Annotated in this window: 19 protein-coding genes and 1 tRNA gene; 16 read left to right on the top strand and 4 right to left on the bottom strand. The window is 64.0% G+C overall.

The features are described from left to right. Positions 1-79: 79 nt before the first annotated feature. Positions 80-775: a RadC family protein gene (gene radC, locus EBBID32_RS17305; RefSeq protein WP_006961960.1), complete on the bottom strand. Its 696-nt coding sequence runs from the start codon at positions 773-775 to the stop codon at positions 80-82. A 138-nt stretch (positions 776-913) separates the two neighbouring features. On the opposite strand from radC, the gene EBBID32_RS17300 reads away from it, so the two are divergent. The 15 genes from EBBID32_RS17300 to EBBID32_RS17230 all read left to right on the top strand — a co-directional run bounded on the left by EBBID32_RS17300 (position 914) and on the right by EBBID32_RS17230 (position 15,054). Then, entirely contained in the window at positions 914-4,144 is a 3,231-nt protein-coding gene (locus tag EBBID32_RS17300; protein ID WP_006961958.1) for an intermembrane phospholipid transport protein YdbH family protein, read from the top strand. Further along, positions 4,141-4,329 (top strand): YnbE family lipoprotein, encoded by a 189-nt coding sequence (locus tag EBBID32_RS17295; protein ID WP_006961957.1) that lies wholly within the window; start codon positions 4,141-4,143, stop codon positions 4,327-4,329. Before EBBID32_RS17300 ends, EBBID32_RS17295 begins: the two co-directional genes overlap by 4 nt. Next, positions 4,326-4,727: a YdbL family protein gene (locus EBBID32_RS17290; protein ID WP_006961955.1), complete on the top strand. Its 402-nt coding sequence runs from the start codon at positions 4,326-4,328 to the stop codon at positions 4,725-4,727. Before EBBID32_RS17295 ends, EBBID32_RS17290 begins: the two co-directional genes overlap by 4 nt. Positions 4,728-4,897: 170 nt before the next feature. Beyond that, entirely contained in the window at positions 4,898-5,221 is a 324-nt protein-coding gene (locus EBBID32_RS17285) for an AtpZ/AtpI family protein (protein WP_006961954.1), read from the top strand. Positions 5,222-5,270: 49 nt separating this feature from the next. Continuing rightward, positions 5,271-6,056 (top strand): F0F1 ATP synthase subunit A, encoded by a 786-nt coding sequence (locus tag EBBID32_RS17280; protein ID WP_037491513.1) that lies wholly within the window; start codon positions 5,271-5,273, stop codon positions 6,054-6,056. 53 nt (positions 6,057-6,109) lie between these two features. Further along, on the top strand, positions 6,110-6,337 hold the full coding sequence (locus tag EBBID32_RS17275; protein ID WP_006961951.1) for a F0F1 ATP synthase subunit C: 228 nt from the start codon (positions 6,110-6,112) through the stop codon (positions 6,335-6,337). Between the two features lie 85 nt (positions 6,338-6,422). Beyond that, positions 6,423-6,917 carry a F0F1 ATP synthase subunit B family protein gene (locus EBBID32_RS17270; RefSeq protein WP_006961949.1) on the top strand — a complete coding sequence of 165 codons (495 nt, stop codon included), beginning with the start codon at positions 6,423-6,425 and terminating at the stop codon, positions 6,915-6,917. Then, positions 6,910-7,524 (top strand): F0F1 ATP synthase subunit B family protein, encoded by a 615-nt coding sequence (locus EBBID32_RS17265; RefSeq protein ID WP_006961947.1) that lies wholly within the window; start codon positions 6,910-6,912, stop codon positions 7,522-7,524. The genes EBBID32_RS17270 and EBBID32_RS17265 overlap by 8 nt, the downstream gene beginning before the upstream one ends. Positions 7,525-7,763: 239 nt before the next feature. Then, on the top strand, positions 7,764-9,680 hold the full coding sequence (gene uvrC / locus EBBID32_RS17260; protein WP_006961944.1) for an excinuclease ABC subunit UvrC: 1,917 nt from the start codon (positions 7,764-7,766) through the stop codon (positions 9,678-9,680). A gap of 22 nt (positions 9,681-9,702) precedes the next feature. Then, positions 9,703-10,437, top strand: coding sequence for a DNA repair protein RecO (gene recO, locus EBBID32_RS17255; protein WP_006961942.1), 735 nt, complete (start codon positions 9,703-9,705; stop codon positions 10,435-10,437). Between the two features lie 49 nt (positions 10,438-10,486). Next, entirely contained in the window at positions 10,487-11,530 is a 1,044-nt protein-coding gene (gene leuB, locus EBBID32_RS17250) for a 3-isopropylmalate dehydrogenase (RefSeq protein ID WP_006961940.1), read from the top strand. Between the two features lie 101 nt (positions 11,531-11,631). Next, positions 11,632-12,630, top strand: coding sequence for a threonine dehydratase (locus tag EBBID32_RS17245; RefSeq protein WP_006961939.1), 999 nt, complete (start codon positions 11,632-11,634; stop codon positions 12,628-12,630). Further along, entirely contained in the window at positions 12,627-13,835 is a 1,209-nt protein-coding gene (locus EBBID32_RS17240) for a trans-sulfuration enzyme family protein (protein ID WP_006961937.1), read from the top strand. The genes EBBID32_RS17245 and EBBID32_RS17240 overlap by 4 nt, the downstream gene beginning before the upstream one ends. Positions 13,836-13,867: 32 nt before the next feature. Next, entirely contained in the window at positions 13,868-14,266 is a 399-nt protein-coding gene (gene apaG / locus EBBID32_RS17235) for a Co2+/Mg2+ efflux protein ApaG (protein ID WP_006961935.1), read from the top strand. After that, positions 14,263-15,054 carry a LysR family transcriptional regulator gene (locus EBBID32_RS17230; RefSeq protein ID WP_006961933.1) on the top strand — a complete coding sequence of 264 codons (792 nt, stop codon included), beginning with the start codon at positions 14,263-14,265 and terminating at the stop codon, positions 15,052-15,054. The genes apaG and EBBID32_RS17230 overlap by 4 nt, the downstream gene beginning before the upstream one ends. 117 nt (positions 15,055-15,171) lie before the next feature. Here EBBID32_RS17230 and EBBID32_RS17225 read toward each other — a convergent pair whose 3' ends face one another. Further along, a complete protein-coding gene (locus EBBID32_RS17225) occupies positions 15,172-16,956 on the bottom strand; it encodes a cation:proton antiporter domain-containing protein (RefSeq protein ID WP_037491516.1) in 1,785 nt (594 codons plus the stop codon). Between the two features lie 366 nt (positions 16,957-17,322). On the opposite strand from EBBID32_RS17225, the gene EBBID32_RS23710 reads away from it, so the two are divergent. Further along, a complete protein-coding gene (locus tag EBBID32_RS23710; RefSeq protein ID WP_196805684.1) occupies positions 17,323-17,904 on the top strand; it encodes a class I SAM-dependent methyltransferase in 582 nt (193 codons plus the stop codon). A gap of 37 nt (positions 17,905-17,941) precedes the next feature. On the opposite strand, the gene EBBID32_RS17215 is transcribed toward EBBID32_RS23710, so the two are convergent. Both EBBID32_RS17215 and EBBID32_RS17210 read right to left on the bottom strand, forming a co-directional pair. Further along, positions 17,942-18,027 (bottom strand) — tRNA-Leu (locus tag EBBID32_RS17215). 48 nt (positions 18,028-18,075) lie between these two features. Further along, positions 18,076-18,366, bottom strand: a complete 291-nt coding sequence (locus tag EBBID32_RS17210) for an integration host factor subunit beta (protein ID WP_006961926.1) — start codon at positions 18,364-18,366, stop codon at positions 18,076-18,078. Positions 18,367-18,483 lie beyond the last annotated feature (117 nt).

The raw sequence follows: 18,483 nt of genomic DNA, 5'->3' as shown, positions 1-18,483 counted from the left end.
ATCTCGAAAGTCTGCAATGCGCGACTAAATCTCAAAACCCGTCAGTCGCCTACCCACCCAAAACTGCCGTATTCCCCCCTCACAACAACCCCATAGCCCGCATACTACTATGCCCGTTCGCGCCGACGATGATATGGTCATGCACCGCGATGTTGAGCCGCTTGCCCGCCTCGATGATCTGCCGCGTCACATCTATGTCCTGACGGCTGGGTTCGGGCGATCCGCTGGGGTGATTATGCACCAATATGATCGCCGCTGATCCCAGGTCGATCGCTCGCTTTATCACCTCGCGGACATAGATCGCCGCCTGGTCGATCGACCCGTCGCCCATATTTTCATCGCGGATCAGCATGTTGCGCGCGTTCAGGTGCAGCACCCGCACCCGTTCGACGCCCAAAAACGCCATGTCCGCGCGCAAATAGTCGAGCAGCGCCTGCCAACTGGCCAGCACCGGCCGCGCCGCCACTTCGTTGCGCAGCGTCCGCAGCATTGTCGCTTGCACGACCTTGATCGCCGCGATGCTGGTGTCGCCCATGCCCGGCACCCGCGCGATCGCCTGCCAATCCGCGCTCATCAGCCCGCCGATCCCGCCAAATTCGCGCAGCAACGCCTTGGCCAGCGGCTTGGTGTCGCGCCGGGGAATCGCGAGCGCGAGGAGATATTCGATCAGTTCATGGTCGTGCAGCGCATCCCCGCCGCTCTCCGCCAGTTTCTGCCGCAACCGCGCGCGATGCCCTGCGCCGTCATGCGTGACTTTTGCGTCCTGCTCCGCCACAGCTGCATCCCTCGCTACCGGCCATCGACGCTATAAGTTGCGGAATCGCGGGGCAAGGATATTTACACGGGGTCAGACGTTATGGTCCCGTTACGGACCATCTATAGCGTCACAGCAAAGCCGGGGTTGGCCATAAGCATGGAAGAACAGGACGGCGAAGAACAGGTTCGCCGGGGGTGGCTGCGCTGGCTGGGTGTCGGCACTGGGTCGCTTGCGCTGGTGCTGGCGGGGCTGTGGACGCAGCGCGCGCCGATCGCGGAAAATTTCGTCAGCCGCGAACTCAACCGGCGCGGGGTGCAGGCCAATTATGATCTGGTCGATGTCGGCCTGCGCACCCAGCGGATCGAACATATCGTGCTGGGCGACCCCGCCAATCCTGATCTGACCGCCAACTGGGTTGAAGTCGATATCGCCTTTGCCGGGCTGACGCCGCAGGTCGCTGCCGTGCGCGCAGGCGGCGTGCGGATGCGTGGCTCTTATCATGACGGCGTGTTGCGGCTTGGCGAACTGGACAAATTCCGTGATCCCGATTCGACCGCGCCCTTCAGCTTGCCCGACATTCTCCTCTCGCTCGCCGACGCCCGGCTGCGGCTCGATAGTGATGCGGGTCCATTGGGGATGCGGATCGACGGCAACGGCAATCTGCGCTCCGGCTTTCGCGGCAAGATCGCCGCCGTCATGCCGCGCGCTGCATTCGCCAGTTGTGGCCTGACGGAGGGGAGCGCCTCGCTGGCCCTTGCCATGGATCAGGGCCGCCCGCACGTCACTGGCCCGGTCCGCGCCGCGGCACTGGCCTGCCGCGACAGTGCCGCCATCGCCCGCCCGGTCGCCACGCTCGACCTGACCTTGGGTCAGGCGTTCGACCGCTGGACTGGCCATGTCGATCTGGCCGGCGATGCGCTCAAGGCCAGCGGCATCGTCCTCGCCGCACCCACCGGCCGCGTCGACTTCGCCGGCGCCCCGTCGGCCACCAGCGGCCGCGCCCGCATCGCTGCAAAGGCGCTGGCGGGGCAGGGGGCGATGCTCGAACAGGCCGGCCTTAGCGGCACATGGTCGTTCAAAAGCGGCGAAACCGCGCTGCAAGGCGAACTCTCCGGCCGCCAACTGCGCGTGTCCGGCCGCGATCCGCTCGCCTCGCTGCGCGCCTCCACCACCGGTACGCCGCTTGCCCCGCTCGCCGCCCGCCTCGCCGATTCGGTGCGCCGCGCAGGTGACAGCAACCAGATCAGCACCCGCTTCGCCCTCGTCCAGCGCGGCGCAACGGGCAGCCTTGTCCTGACCGACAGCCGCCTGACCGCCCGCAGCGGCGCGCAGGCCGGTCTCGCCCCAGATGGCCGTGTCACCCTGGGCTGGACCGGCCGTGCCGGTGCGCCGCTCGACTGGGCGCTCGAAGGCGCACTGCGTACCGAGGGCGGTGGCCTGCCCGAAGCGGCGCTGCGTCTTGCCCGACGCCCCGGCGGCGGCTTTGGTGGTGAGTTGTTCGTCGATCCCTATGCTGCGGGCGACGCGCGCCTGGCCATTGACCGTGTCCGCTTCATCGCCCAGCCCGACGGCACCACCCGCTTCACAACCGCATTGCGCCTCGACGGCCCCTTGCCCGATGGTCGCCTGCGCGGCCTCAGCCTGCCGGTCGAGGGTCAGCTTGGCACCAATGGCGCGCTGACGATCAACCGCCGCTGCGTCCCCCTGTCGCTACTCGAAGCCCGCACCGGCGCCTTCGCCATCGGCCAGACCCGTCAGACGCTCTGTCCGCTGGATGGCGGCGCGCTGTTCGCCATGGGACCAAAGGGTATCAGCGGTGGCGCGGACATTCGCAACCTCGCGCTCACCGGCACCAGCGGTGACAGCCCGCTACGCCTGACCGCCGATCATGCCCGCGTCGCGATTGGCCAGCCGGGCTTTGCGCTCGCCAATCCCGCGCTGACGCTAGGCCCGAACGACGCGCCCGTCCGCCTGGCCGCCGCCAGCCTGGACGGCGCGATGACCGCGCGCGGCCTTGGCGGCAAAGTCAGCGGGGCAGGGGGGCAGATCGGCACCGTTCCGCTGATTGCCGAACAGGGCAATGGCACATGGAGCTTCGCCAATAGCGCGCTCGATTTCCGCGCCGCCATGACCGTGCGCGATTCGCAGGTGCCCGTCCGCTTCAACCCGCTTGCCGTCCCTGATTTCGCCCTGACCCTCAAAAATGGCCAGATCGCCGCGACCGGCACGCTCACCGCCCCGCGCAACGGCGCAACCGTCGCCCGCACCGTCATCGCCCATGATCTTGGAAGTGGCAAAGGCCATGCCGACCTCAGCGTACCGGATCTCGCCTTCGGTCCCACGCTCCAGCCCGACGAAGTCACCCCGCTGGCGCTCGGCGTCGTCGCCAATGTCGCCGCGACCGTGACCGGGGAAGGGCGGATCGACTGGACTGGCTCTGCCGTCACCTCCACCGGTACCTTCCGCACCGACAATGCCAATCTCGCCGCCGCATTTGGTCCGGTGCAGGGCTTGTCGGGCGAAATCCGCTTCACCGACCTCATCAACATGGTCACCGCACCCGGCCAGACGGTGAAGATGGCATCGGTCAATCCCGGCGTCGAAGTACGCGACGGCACCGTCCGCTACCGGATCGAAGCCGGGCAGAAGGTGCGCATAGAGGGTGGCGGCTGGCCCTTTTCCGGCGGCGAACTGGTGCTGCTGCCCACCACCATGGATTTCAGCGCCGATGTTGATCGCTACCTGACCTTCCGCGTCATCGGGCTGGATGCCGGGTCTTTCATCCAGGCGATGGAGCTGGATAATATCTCCGCCACCGGCACGTTCGACGGGCTGATGCCGCTGATCTTCAACGCGCAGGGCGGGCGCGTTGCGGGCGGCGTGCTGGTCGCACGGCAACAGGGTATGCCGCCGTTGCTGATGCCCGAAGGCGTATTGCCGACCATCCCCTGCGATCCGACGCTCCAGTCGGGTGTCCTGTCCTATGTCGGCCCGGTGTCGAACGAACAACTGGGCGTCATGGGGCGGATCGCCTTCGACGCACTCAAAAATCTGCAGTATAAATGTCTGACAATCCTGATGGATGGCGCGCTGGACGGGGAAATGGTGACCAACGTCGTGTTCAACGGCATTAATCGCGGCCAGCTGGGCGGCGCGCCGGCGGGGCTGGCGCGCAACTTCACCGGCCTGCCATTCCTCTTCAACGTCCGCATTGCCGCGCCTTTCCGGGGGCTGCTCGGCACCGCCCAGTCTTTCATCGACCCGTCGCAACTGATCCAGAACAGCATCGGCGACCAGATGCAGGCGAACATGAAGGACAAGTTGAACGAAAGCCTTGCGGTTCAGCCTGCGGAAAGCGACAACGTTCCAAACAGGGAGCCGAAATGAAGAAGCAAGCAATCATGATGGCGGGTTTCGCCGGTCTGGCCCTGGGGGGCTGCATACAGGTCAAAGCCCCGGATCGGCCGATCGAAATCAACCTGAATGTGAAGGTTCAGCAGGAGGTCGTCGTGCGCCTGCAACGTGACGCACAGGACCTCATCCAGAATAACCCGGAGTTGTTCCCGCAATGACACGCAAGATTCTCCTGATCGCTGCTGGTGCCGCCGTCGCGCTGGCCGCCGGATTCGCGATGACCGCGCCCGCGCGCGCCCAGACCGGTGTTGTGGCGAGCGCGATGGCGGCCGGCACCGTGGGTGAACAGGCCGACGGCTATCTCGGCATCGCCGGGACGGTAGGGGCCGATGTCCGCGCCGAAGTCGAATCGATCAACATCAAGCGCCGCGCCGCCTATACCCAGCTGGCCAGCCAGCGCGGCGTCACGGTACAGGATGTCGCCGCCGCCACTGGCTGCCAGACGCTCAGCAGCCGGGTCAAGACCGGCCAGGCCTATCGCATCGGCGCGGGTGCGTGGCAGACCAAGGGCGCAGGCGCGATCGCGCTGCCCTCATATTGCGCAACGGCAGGCTGAAAAGCCGCTCTGGCGGACTTTTCTCATTCCTTCGTCCGGGTAGGGCAATCTCTGCCCAACCATGGTTGACTATCCGCAATCGCCTTTCTAAACGGGCCGCGCCTTGACGGGTGCAGCCGCAAGCGCCATGCCGCCTGCCATATGGGGTCAAACCCCGATGGAGGACGAACATGGTTGCGGATGGACCCGGACAGGACCCGGCGGGGGAGGACGCGCGCATCACGTCTCTGGAAGAGCGGATTGCGCGCGCTGAATCCGTCGAAAAGGTCAGGCAGGGGGCTGTGGAGCAGCAGGCGGACGACGGGTCTCGCCTGGGCAACCGGGTTCTTGCGGAGCTGATCGGCGGTCTTGTCGGCGGTGCGTTGATCGGCTGGGTTCTCGACCGGCTGTTTGGCACATCCCCATGGCTCCTGCTCGCCTTCCTCGGTCTTGGCATCGTGGCGGCGTTCAGGAACATCATCAGATTGACGACGACGAAGCGTCCCCCGGAATAAGGGACGCTTTTGTCATAGTCCGACGGTTTAGACGTAACAGGGGTCCAGCGTGGCAGAATCCGGCAAAATCGATCCGATGCATCAATTTGCGATCGAACCCCTGTTCGGTACGGATCATCTGTCGCTCGGCGGCTTCAACATCGCCTTCACCAATAGCGCGCTGTATATGGTGCTGGCTGCTGTGGTGCTGTGGATCTTCGTGATCGGCGGCATGAAGCGCGAACTGGTCCCCGGTCGCTGGCAGATGGCGGTCGAATATATGACCGGCTTTATCAAGAACCTGCTGATCGCGAATATCGGTGACAAGGGGCGGAAATATATCCCCTACGTCTTTTCGCTCTTCATGTTCATCCTGCTGGCCAATCTGCTTGGCATGTTGCCGCTGGGCCTGGTCGGGCTTCACCCCTTCACCTTCACCAGCCATTTCACCGCCACCGGCGTGCTGGCGATCATGAGCTTCTCGATCGTCCTGATCGTCGGCTTTGCCAAACATGGCTTCCACTTCTTCTCGCTGTTCGTGCCCCACGGCACGCCCGCGCTGATGATCCCGCCGCTCTTTCTTATCGAACTCGTGTCCTTCATGGTGCGTCCGTTCAGCCTGGGCCTGCGACTGTTCGTTGCGATGACCGCTGGCCACGTTCTGTTGAAGGTGCTTGCGGGCTTTGTCATCAACAGCGCAAATGCCTCGCCTGCACTGGGTCTCACCGTCGGCACCGCCAGCTTCATCCTGATGATCGGCATCAGCGCGCTGGAAATGCTGGTCGCCGTGATCCAAGCCTATGTGTTCGCGCTGCTGACCTCGGTCTATCTCAACGATGCCGAGAACCTGCACTGAGTTTCACCTGATTTCGTCAACAATCACATTATTCTAACGAAGGAGTTTACGACATGGACGCAGAAGCCGCAAAGCTGCTCGGTGCTGGCCTGGCCGCCATCGGTGCGGGCATCGCCGCCCTCGGTGTGGGCAACGTGTTCAGCGCGTTCCTCGAAGGCGCGCTGCGCAATCCGGGTGCCGCTGATGGCCAGCAGGGTCGTCTGTTCATCGGTTTCGCCGCGGCGGAACTTCTGGGTCTGCTGGCGTTCGTTATCGCCATGATCCTGGTGTTCGTGGCCTGACACGGTTCGGATGCGGGCAGGGCGGCCTCATGCCGTCCCGCCCGCATCCCCTTTAATTGACCGCGCCCTGATCGGACGGATAGATATGCCTCAAATCGCGCAAATTGCCGAAACCTACTCCAGCCAGATTTTCTGGTTGCTGTTGACCTTCGGCTTCGTGTTCTTCGTCATCGGCCTCGGCATGGTGCCCAAGGTTCAGGGTACGGCGGACGCGCGCGACGCGAAGATCAGTGGTGATCTGGACGCGGCCAAGGCCGCCTTCGCCCGCGCCGACGAAGCGGAAGCCGACTATCGCGTCCGTGACGCGCAAAGCCGTGCCGCCGCCCAGGCGACGCTGGTTCAGGCCAAGGCGCAGGCCGCCAAGGCATCCGAAACCAAGCTCGCTGCCGCCGATGCCGAAGTTGCTGCCCAGATCGCGGCTGCCGAAGCCCGGATCAAAGCTGCAAGCGACGCCGCTCTGGCAGAAATTGAAACCGTCGCTGCCGATGCGGCACGCGACATGGTGGCCCGTATCGCTGGCGTGCAAGCGTCTGACGATGCAGCCCGTAACGCAGTAAAGGCGGCACTGGCCCATGGCTGAGGCAGCAGCACAGCATCAGGCGGAAACGCCCCCGACCCTCGACCAGGCGATCCATGCCGAAGGGATGGAGCCGGTCGGCACCGTAGCGCATGAAGGCGTCGTGCCCCACACCGATCCCAAGGCTGTCGGCATGGACGCCACCGCCTGGGTCAGCCTGGCCATGGCCGCGTTCATCGCCATCCTCCTGTTCAAGAAGGTGCCGGCGCTGATCGGCGGCGTTCTTGACGGCCGGATCGCGCAGATCAAGGCCCAGCTCGCCGAAGCGTCGAAGCTGCGCGCCGAAGCCGACGCGCTCAAGGCGGAATATGAGGCGAAGCTTGCTGCTGCGACCGGTGAAGCCGACGCGATGCGCAAGTCTGCCGAGCATGAAGCCGAAACGCTGCTGGCCGATGCCCGCAACAACGCCGCCGAACTGGTTGTTCGCCGCCAGAAAATGGCCGAGGACAAGATCGGCGCTGCCGAACGCGCCGCCATCGCCGCGATCCGCGCCCGCGCCGTCAACGCCGCGACCACCGCCGCCGCCAGCCTCATCGCCCAGGGCCATGACGCCAGCGCCGACAAGGCACTGGTCGACAGCGCCATCAAGGGTCTCGGCCCGGTCGCCTGAACGCGCCGCGCGGTACAAATCGCAAGAGGGCCGGGCGCAATCCCGGCCCTTTTTCGTTGGCCGTTCTGCCCCCCATCCGTTCGTTTCGAGCGAAGTCGAGAAACCTCTGCGCGACGTTTCTCGAGTTCGCTCGAAACGAACAGAGGCTGGGTTTTGGCATTCGGGATTAGGCTATAAGCCCGCAACCTCCTGTTGCACGCCCCCATTGCGATCCCCGCCCGGCACGCTATCTCATCCCCATGTCGCAACCCCAATCCCCAGACCGTTTCAACGAGGACAAGGCCAGCTACACCGTGCGCGGTTCCGGCACGCCCGACCTCGACGTCGGGGTAGAGGCGATCCGTACCACGCTGCGCACGCTGCCGACCCGCCCCGGCGTCTATCGGATGCACGACGCGCGGGGCGATGTTCTTTATGTGGGTAAGGCGCGCGCGCTCAAAAACCGCGTCGCCAATTATACCCAGGTCGACCGGCTCCCCCGCCGCCTGCAACGCATGGTCGCCCAGACCCGCTCCATGACCATCGTGACCACCAACAGCGAGGCCGAAGCCCTGCTGTTGGAGGCGCAACTGATCAAGCGCTACCGCCCGCCCTATAACGTCCTGCTGCGTGACGATAAAAGCTTCCCCTTCATCCTGCTGCGGGAGGATCATGCCTTCCCCCGCGTCCAGAAGCATCGCGGCGCGCGCAAGGCGAAGGGCCGCTATTATGGCCCCTTCGCCAGCGCGGGGTCGGTCACCCGGACCATCAACGCACTGCAAAAACTCTTCCTGCTGCGCTCCTGCACCGACAGTTTTTTCGCCAACCGATCGCGCCCCTGCCTCCTCTATCAAATCAAGCGCTGCTCGGCCCCCTGCGTCGATCGCATCGATCCCGAAGGCTACGCCGAACTGGTCCGCGACGCGCAGGATTTCCTCGGCGGCAAATCGACCAAGGTGCAGCAGAAGCTCGGCACTGCGATGCAGGCCGCGTCCGACGCGATGGATTTCGAGCAGGCTGCCGTCATCCGCGATCGCCTGAAAGCCCTGACTTTCATTCAAGGGTCACAGGCGATCAACGCCGAAGGGCTGGGCGACGCCGACATTTTCGCGCTGGCGCAAAAGGGCGGGGCGATGTGCATCCAGGCCTTCTTCATTCGCGGCGGGCAGAATTGGGGCCATCGCAGCTTCTTCCCGGTCCACACAGCGGAGGTGGCCGAGGATGAAGTGCTGGCGAGCTTCATGGCGCAATTTTACGAAGAAGTGCCGCCGCCTAAGCTGGTCCTGACCGACCGCGCCCCCGCCGAATGCGAATTGATGGCGCAGGCGCTGACCGAACGGATCGGCAGCAAGGTCCGCATCGAAGTCCCCCAGCGCGGTGACCGCACCCGCCTGATCAAGCAGGCGCAGCGCAACGCGGTGGAGGCGCTGGACCGTCGCCTCGCCGAAACCACCAGCCAGGGCAAGATCCTCGACGAACTGGTCGAGACATTCGGGCTGGATGGCGTCCCCGACCGCATCGAAATCTACGACAACAGCCATATCCAGGGTGCCCACGCGCTTGGCGCGATGGTCGTCGCCGGACCCGAAGGTTTCCGCAAGAACGCCTATCGCAAGTTCAACATGAAGAATCCCGAAATCTCCAACGATGATTTCGCGATGATGCGCGACATGTTCGAGCGCCGCTTCGGCCGCGCCCAGCGCGAGGACCCAGACCGCGACAGCGGCGAATGGCCCGATCTGGTCCTGATCGACGGCGGCAAGGGCCAGCTATCGGCCGCCCGCGCGATACTGGAGGAAATGGGCATAGAGGATGTCACCATGATCGGTGTCGCCAAAGGCCCGCATCATGGCCGCGACGGGCGCGAGATATTTCACCTGATGGACGGCCGCGAACTGATGCTGCCGGTCAATCACCCCGTCCTCTTCTACCTCCAGCGCCTGCGCGACGAAGCCCACCGCTTCGCCATCGGTGCCCACCGCGCAAAGCGCAGCAAGGCGATCACCGTCAGTTCATTGGACGAAGTCCCCGGCATCGGCCCCGCCCGCAAGAAAGCCCTTCTCATGCATTTCGGCACCGCCCGCGCCGTTCGAGACGCCGCGCTGGAGGATCTGGCCCGCGCGCCCGGCGTTTCGACGGCGGTGGCGCAGCAGGTCTATGATTATTTTCATGGCTGATCCTGGCGGGCTAGGATAGGCCATGTCCATTCTCGCCACCCCCGCCATCGTCTGCTCTTTGCGCGCCCATGGCGAACATGGCGCGATCGCGCGGTTGCTGACGCCCGACCATGGCCTGATCGCGGGCTATGTCCGGGGCGGACGATCCCGTGCGATGCGTCCGGTGCTGTTGCCCGGCAATGCCGTCGCCGCGACCTTCCGCGCCCGGACGGAGGACCAGCTTGCGGGCCTGACCGTCGAACTGGCGCACAGCCGCGCGCCGCTCCATGCCGAACCCTTGCCCGCCGCCGCGATCGACTGGGCCTGCGCGCTGACCGCCATCGCCCTGCCCGAAGGAACGCCCTATCCCGCGCTCCATAGCGCGCTCGATGGCGTGCTGGGCGCGGTGGAGGCGGCCCCTGCCGCGCGCGGCTGGGCGGTGGCGCTGGTCCGCTATGAATTGCTGCTGCTCGCCGAACTCGGTTTCGGCCTCGATCTCACCCGCTGCGCCGCATTGGGCGACGCCGACGACCTCGCCTATGTCAGCCCGCGCAGCGCGGCGGCGGTCAGCCGGGCCGGAGCGGTCGGCTATGAAAGCCTGCTCCTGCCTCTGCCCCCCTTCCTGCTGGAGGGCGGCACGGGGGAGTGGAGCCAGATTGTCGACGGGCTTCGTCTCACCGGCTTCTTCCTCGAACGCTCCATCCTCACCGATTGGCGCGCCGACGTGCTGGCCGCGCGGGAAAGGCTCGTCGAAAGGCTCAAAAGGGCGGTTGCGTGAAACCTCCTGTCTCCATAAGGGGCAGCCACCTAATATAAGGAGTCTCGCCATGTTGATCGCCCTGTTTCCCGGAGACGGCATCGGTCCCGAAATCGTCGATCAGGCCAAGCGCGTGCTGGATGCGCTGGCGATTGATGGCCTGACCTACGAACAGGGGCTGGTCGGTGGCGCGGCCTATAAGGCGGTCGGCCATCCGCTCCCGCCCGAAACGCTGGAACTGGCCAGACGCGCCGACGCAATCCTGTTCGGCGCGGTCGGTGATCCCGATTGCGACGCGCTGGAACGCCATCTGCGCCCCGAACAGGCGATCCTTGGCCTTCGCAAGGAACTGGGCCTCTTCTCCAACCTGCGTCCCGCCAAGGTTTTTCCCGAACTGGCCGGTGAATCCGCGCTCAAGCCCGAAGTTGCCGGTGCCATCGACCTGCTGATCGTGCGCGAAACCAATGGCGACGTCTATTTCGGTGAAAAGGGCTTCCGCACCACCAAGGACGGCCTGCGCGAAGGCTATGACGTCATGTCGTACAACGAAGCCGAAGTCCGCCGCATCGCCCATAGCGGCTTTCAGGCCGCCCGCGCCCGTCGTGGCAAGTTGTGCTCGGTGGACAAGGCCAATGTGCTGGAAACCAGCCAGCTGTGGCGCGACGTGGTGATCGAGGTATCGGCGGACTATCCCGACGTCGCCCTGACCCATATGTATGTCGACAATGCCGCGATGCAGCTGGTCCGCAACCCTGGCCAGTTCGACGTTATCGTGACCGGCAATCTGTTCGGCGACATATTGTCGGATCAGGCGAGCATGTGCGTCGGCTCCATCGGGATGCTGGCATCTGCGACCCTGAACGGCAGCGGGCAGGGGCTGTACGAACCGATCCACGGCTCCGCCCCCGACATCGCCGGCACCGGCAAGGCCAATCCGCTGGCAACGGTCCTGTCCGCCGCGATGATGCTGCGTTATTCGCTTGGTCTCAGTGCACAGGCGGATCGCATCGAAGCGGCGGTGGGCAAGGCTCTGGCCAATGGCGCACGCAGCGCCGATCTGGGCGGCACCATGACCACGGTTGAAATGGGCGATGCCGTACTGGCGGTATTATAACCCCCCGTTCGGACTGAGCCTGTCGAAGCCCCGCCCTTCTTGGCGAAGAAGAGCGGCCCTTCGACAAGCTCAGGGCGAACGGGTTTCGAGATCATTTGTGCATGACCGACTTCTCCCTCGCCTCGCTCCGTGCCGCCGCCGCGATGGTCCATGCCCAGGTGCCACCGACCCCGCAATATGCCTGGCCGTTGCTGGCCGCCCGCGCCGGATGCGACCTGTGGGTCAAGCATGAAAATCACACGCCGACCGGCGCGTTCAAGGTGCGCGGCGCGATCACCTATATCGACTGGCTCCGCCGCACCCACCCGCACGTCACCGGCATCATCACCGCAACGCGCGGCAATCACGGCCAGGCGCAGGTCCGGGCCGCCACGGCAGCGGGCCTTGAGGCCACGATCGTCGTCCCGCATGGCAATGCGCTGGAAAAGAATGCCGCGATGCGCGCGTTCGGCGCGACCCTGATCGAACATGGCCATGATTTCGACAGTGCCAAGGCAGAAGCGCTCCGCCTGTCCACCAAGCAGGGGCTGTTCATGGTTCCCGCCTATCATGACGAACTGGTGCGCGGCGTCGCCAGCTATGGCCTCGAACTGTTCGACGCCGTGCCGGACCTCGACACCGTCTATGTGCCGGTCGGCTGCGGCTCTGGCCTGTGCGGCACCATCGCCGCGCGCGACGCGCTGGGCCTCAACACCAAAGTCGTCGGCGTCGTCTCCGCCCACGTCGATGCCGCCAAGCGCTCGTTCGAGGCGGGGCAGTTGCTCGCGTCCCCCACCGCCTACACCTTTGCCGATGGCGTCGCCGTCTGCACCCCGGTGCAGGCGGCGCTCGACTATTTCGGTCCGCGCGCCGACCGCTTCGTCGCTGTCACCGACCATGAAGTCGCCGCGGCGATCCGCCATTATTGGCAGGACACGCATAATCTGGCGGAGGGGGCAGGGGCCGTTGCGCTCGCCGCCTTGCTTCAGGAAAAGGAGGCGATGCAGGGCAAGAAGGTTGCAGTTATCCTGTCGGGCGGTAATGGCGACATGAGCCAGATGGCCGAAATATTGGGCGGCGCCACCCCGGTGGTGCGGCAAGACATGCGGAAAGCGATATGAAGCGGAAAAGCGGTCAGAACCCGGAGATCACCAAGAACTGGAAGCCGGCGACGCTGGCGATCCGGGGCGGCACCGCGCGCAGCGAATGGGGCGAAACCTCCGAAGCGCTCTTCCTGACCAGCGGCTACAGCTATGACCGGGCGGAGGACGCCGCCGCGCGCTTCGCCGGCGAACAGCAGGGCATGACCTATTCGCGCCTCCAGAACCCGACCGTGGAGATGCTGGAACAGCGCATCGCCCTGCTCGAAGGGGCAGAGGCCTGCCGCGCCACCGCGACCGGCATGGCGGCGATGACAGCCGCGCTGCTGTGCCAGTTGTCGGCGGGCGACCATGTCGTCGCGGCCAAGGCCGCCTTTGGCTCCTGCCGCTGGCTGACCGACACGCTGCTGCCCAAATTCGGGATCGAAACCACGACCATCGACGCGCGCGACACCGCCGCATGGGAAGCCGCGATCCAGCCCAATACCAAGGTGTTTTTCTTTGAAACGCCCGCCAATCCGACCATGGACGTGGTGGACCTGGCCGCCGTGTGCGCCATCGCCAGGGCGCATGGCATCACCAGCGTCGTCGACAACGCCTTCGCCTCGCCCGCGCTCCAGCGGCCGATGGAGTTTGGCGCGGATGTCGTCGCTTACAGCGCGACCAAGATGATGGACGGGCAGGGCCGGGTGTTGGCGGGTGCGATCTGCGGCACGCGGCAGTGGATCGACAATGTCCTGCTGCCCTTCCACCGCAATACCGGCCCAACGCTCAGCGCCTTCAATGCCTGGGTGGTGCTGAAAGGCCTGGAAACGCTCGACCTGCGCATCCGCCGCCAGAGTGAAAACGCGCTCAAGGTTGCCGCCTTCCTCGAAGGCCGAGTCGCCAAGGTGCTGTATCCGGGCCTGCAAAGCCATCCCCAGCACGCGCTGGCCATGTCTCAGATGGACATGGCCGGACCGATCTTCTCGCTCTATGTCGGCGGTGGCCGGGCCGAAGCGCATGGCCTGCTCAATGGCCTCGAACTGGTCGATATCAGCAATAATATCGGCGACTCGCGCTCGCTCATGACTCATCCTGCCTCCACCACCCATTTCGGCATGGCCGAAGCGGCGCGGCTGGAAGTCGGCATTACAGAGGATATGCTGCGCCTGAACGTGGGACTTGAAGATGCCGACGACGTGATCGCCGATCTCGATCGCGCGCTGACGTCAATAGGGCGTTGACGGGAGGCCTCGGCCAAGCGCATCTCATAGCCATGAACGCGCTCTTCCCCTTCCACGCGACGACGCGCGACGTCATCGTCCATGTCGCCGTCTCTTTCCTGCCCGAACAGTCGGAGCCGGATCGGGGCCGCTGGTTCTGGGCCTATCATATCCGCATCGAAAATCAGGGCGACCTGCCGGTGCAACTGCTGACCCGCCACTGGATCATTACCGACGGGCGCGGCATCCAGCACCGGGTCGATGGTGACGGCGTGGTCGGCGAACAGCCAGTGGTGCAGCCGGGCAAAAGCTATGATTATGTGTCGGGCTGCCCCCTCAATACCCCGACCGGATCGATGACCGGCAGCTACCAGATGATCGGAGTGGGCGGAGAAACCTTTGAGGTTGCGATTCCCCATTTTGCGCTCATCGCCCCGGCGGTAGCCGAATGAAGCGCACCCATTTGCCGCTCAACGGCCTGCGTGTGCTGGACGCAGCGGCCCGCCACCTGTCCTTCACCCGCGCCGCCGACGAACTGGCGGTCACCCCCGCCGCCGTCGGCCAGCAAATCCGCGCGCTGGAGGATCTGCTGGGCGTCGTCCTTTTCCGCCGCACGCCCAAGGGGCTGGAACTGACCCCGGAAACCGAAGGCGGGCTGGACGCCCTGCGCGCCGGTTTCCTGGAATTTGAGGAGGCCGTCCGCGCGATGCAGGCGGGCCAGTCCAGCAGCGCGCTGACCATCGCCGCGCCGCGCGACATCACCGCCAAATGGCTCCAGCCGCGCCTTGCCGCCTATGCCGCCAGCCAGCCGGGCCTCACCTTCTCGCTGGTTGCGGCGGACGATATTCTCGATTTCACCGAAGCCAATCTCGATCTTGCCCTGCGCCTGTCGGACCGGGTCGGCGAGCATGAGGGCGTCAAGCTGGGCGAATCGCTCTTCGTCACAGTGGAGGCTGCCAATGGCGGTCCCGACCAGCGCATCGAATGGCCCGGCTGCCCATCGGACGATCAGCCCGCAACGATCCGCGTTGCCGATGGCGGTCTCGCGATCGAAGCTGCCGCCACCGGCTTCGGCCGCGCCAGCGTGCCGCTGTTGTTGGCAGAGGCGGACCTGACCGCCGGACGCATCCGCCAGGTCGGCGACTCCGTCCCGTCGCCGCTCTCCTACTGGCTCATCGCCCCGTTGCCGCAATGGCGCCAGAAAAAGGTCAAGGCGCTGGTCGAGGCGCTGACGCAATAATATAGATCCGTTCGCCCCCCGATCGAGCCGGGGGCAGGCTCTGAGCCTGTCGGGCCGAAGGCGACCGGAGGTCAACGGCCGTTCTTTCTTGGAAAGAAGAACAAGGATTCGACAAACTCACCCGACCTCATCCGGCCGCAACCGCCGCAATTTCGGTGCGGTCGCCATCTGCGCCGCATCCTTGATGTCCACCCGCAAATCCTCGCGCATCTGGTGGATCGACGCGATCACCGGTCCCATCGCCACGCCCAGATCGACCAGTGCTGTCTCCGCCAGTTGCAATGAGCTTTCCAGCGTCTCCGGCACCGCATCACTCGCACCCGCCCGATAGAGTTGCGCGGCATGATCGGTATCGCGGGCGCGCGCGATGATCGGCAGGTCGGGCACCCATCCGCGCACCCGTCTGGTCAGTCGCACCGACAGCACTGGATCGTCCATCGTCAGAATCAGCGCGCGGGCATGGCCCAGCCGCAGCTTGTCGAGCATCTCCACCCGCGCCACATCGCCGAACAGGATGGGATAGCCATCCCGTCTTGCTTCGGCGACGACATCGGGGTCCGATTCGACTACGATGAAGCGCTGCTTGTGGGTCTTGAGCAGGTCGCACACCATCCGCCCGACCCGGCCAAAGCCGATCACCACCGCCGCCGCTTCGACATGCTCCTCGCTCGCCTCAGGCACTTCCTCGCCCAGCGCCATTTCCAGTTGCCGGGCGATATCATGCCCGACCCGCGCCAGCAGCGGCGTGATAGTCAGGCCGATGGCGGTGACGATCTGCCAGAAAGCAGCGGTCGACGGCAATATCAACTGCGCGGCCGCTGCGGTCGACAGCACGATCAGCGTGGTCTCCGACGGGCTGGACATGAGTACCCCGACCTCCAGCGCCACGCCCTTGCGCGCCCCTGAAAAATAGAGCAGCGCCGCGGTCACCAGCGTCTTGGCCAGCACCACCCCGATCACCGCCAGCAACAGGCTCGGCCAGTTGGCCAGGATGACGCGAATGTCCAGGCTCATGCCGACCGTGATCAGGAACACGCCCAGCGCCAGCCCCTTGAACGGCGCGGTCATCACCTCGACCTCGCCATGATAGTCGGTCTCCGCGATCATCAGCCCCGCCAGCAGCGCCCCGACAATGGGGGACAGCCCCGCAATCGACGTGGCCAGGCTGGAAACGATGACGACCAGCAGGCTGGCGGCCAGAAACACCTCCGGGCTTTTCGTCCGCGCCGCCTGGCTGAAAATATGCGGCAGGAACACCCGGCCCAACACCAGCATGATGGCGATGGTGACGCCCCCGCGCATCAGCGTGCTCATCATCTCGCCCCACGCCCCGTCCGGGCTGGCCGCGACCGACGGAGCCAGCGCACCGAGCATGAAGATGATCGGCACCAGCGCCAGATCCTCGAACAGCAGCATCGAAAAGGCCGCCTTGCCGACCGCGCTCTGCGTACCGACCATCGGCAGCACCACAGCGGTGGAGGATAGGGCCAGCGCCAGACCCAGCCCGACCGCGCCCGCGGTCGGCTGCCCCAGCATATATAGCCCCAGCGCAATCAGCGCGCCGCTACACAGCAATTCTGCCGCGCCCACGCCGAACACCTGCGTCCGCATTGTCCACAGCCGCTTGAAGCTCAGCTCCAGCCCGATCGAAAACAGCAATAATATGACACCCAACTCGGCAAATGGCTCTATCGCCGCGCGGTTGGAAATGGTGACATGATAGAGCCAGGGATATTGCCCGACCAGCGAACCCAGCCCCGCCGGCCCGACCGCCAGCCCGACCAGGATGAACCCGATCACCGGACTGATCCGAAACCGCGCAAAACCTGGGATGACAAGACCCGCCGCTCCCAGAACGACAAGTGAATCGGAAAAGCTTTGAGGGTTGATCGCGCCTGTCATGACGCGCATCATTGCGGCAAGCTTCCTTAATAGCTAGCCGTTGCGTAGGAAAAATGCATGAGATGAATGTGCAGCGGATGTTGTCATATTATGAACCGTTATTGTGCCATTATGATGTAAATCACCCAAAATAAATTTTTAATATGGTTTTTATTAGAATAATATGAAAGCATATCTGCTTAAGGTATTTCGAGGTATAGAATGATTGGTTCAAGTTTCTTATGCAATATCTGTGGATCTTCTGCAATATTTGATCCAGGAGAAAATTGGCGCGAAGATGCTACATGTCAGACATGTAATTCTTCTGTGCGTTCTAGGCAAATGGCGCACTGTATTACGTCTAACATCTTAGGGCGATCGGTTATATTGAGTGGGTTGGATTTGCCGCACGTGCAGGGTATCGGGCTGAGCGACAACAGTAATTTAGCCCATTATCTTACCCGTGCGTTCTCCTATCAAAATACTTATTATCACCAAGAGCCGCTGCTCGACATTTGTCGACCGTCAAGCAGATGGATCGAGTCGGTGGATTTCCTCTTGTCGAGTGACGTTTTTGAACATGTCCCTTCGCCGGTCGAAAAAGCATTCGAAGGTGCCTGCAAGGTCCTTCGTCCGGGTGGATTGCTAGTCTTGACGGTACCCTGTGATGCGCGCGCTCAAACCACCGAGCATTTCCCCAATGTTCGCAATTTTCGCATTCTTGATTTCGAGTCTGAATGGCTGCTGCTGGGAAAGACGCCGGAGGGCGCTTTTGAAGTCCATCGAGACCTCATCTTCCACGGTGGACCGGGAACGACAGTCGAGTTGCGCTTTTTCTCCGAAAATCACGTCATCAAGCTGTTGGAGGACGCAGGTTTTCACGACATTCGCGTTCACAAAGAATCGGTACCCGAGTTCGGAATTTTTCCGCCTCATCATGAAGGTCTGCCGATCACTGCCAGAAAATGACGGTTTCAGTGGGATGACAGAGCTCTTCCGTTCGATTTGGTGCGGACGGCGGGACTTGAACCCGCAATTCCAGGGGAAGGCGGATTTTAAGTCCGCTGCGTCTACCGATTTCGCCACGTCCGCGTGCCACGTTCCCTGACGGCTGGCGCGGATCAGGTCAAGACGCTGCGGTCAGCTTTCGCCCTTGACGTTCAGCCGTTCGCGCATTTCCTTGCCCGGCTTGAAATAGGGGACGCGCTTGGCCGATACCGGCACCTGCTCTCCGGTGCGCGGATTGCGTCCGGTGCGGGCGTCGCGCGCGCGGGTGGTGAATGCGCCAAAGCCGCGCAGTTCGACACGACCGCCCGATGCCAGCCGGTCGACAATCTCGCGGAAGAAAAGATCGACGATTTTCTCTACCTCCGCAAGGTTCAACCCCGGATTCTCATCGGCCAGTTTCTGGATCAATTCCGAACGGATCATTGGTTCTCCAGCGCCCCTCTGCTGTGCCCCTGTCTTTGCATAGAGATTCGGCAAGGCGTTGACAATGAGGGAACAAGAAGTTCGTTTCGTTTCCAGAAACATATACCTGTCTCTTAT

Origin of the sequence: Sphingobium indicum BiD32 (genome assembly GCF_000382885.1) — a bacterium.
Classification (GTDB): domain Bacteria; phylum Pseudomonadota; class Alphaproteobacteria; order Sphingomonadales; family Sphingomonadaceae; genus Sphingobium; species Sphingobium japonicum_C.
This window is presented reverse-complemented; position numbering and strand designations above follow the sequence as displayed.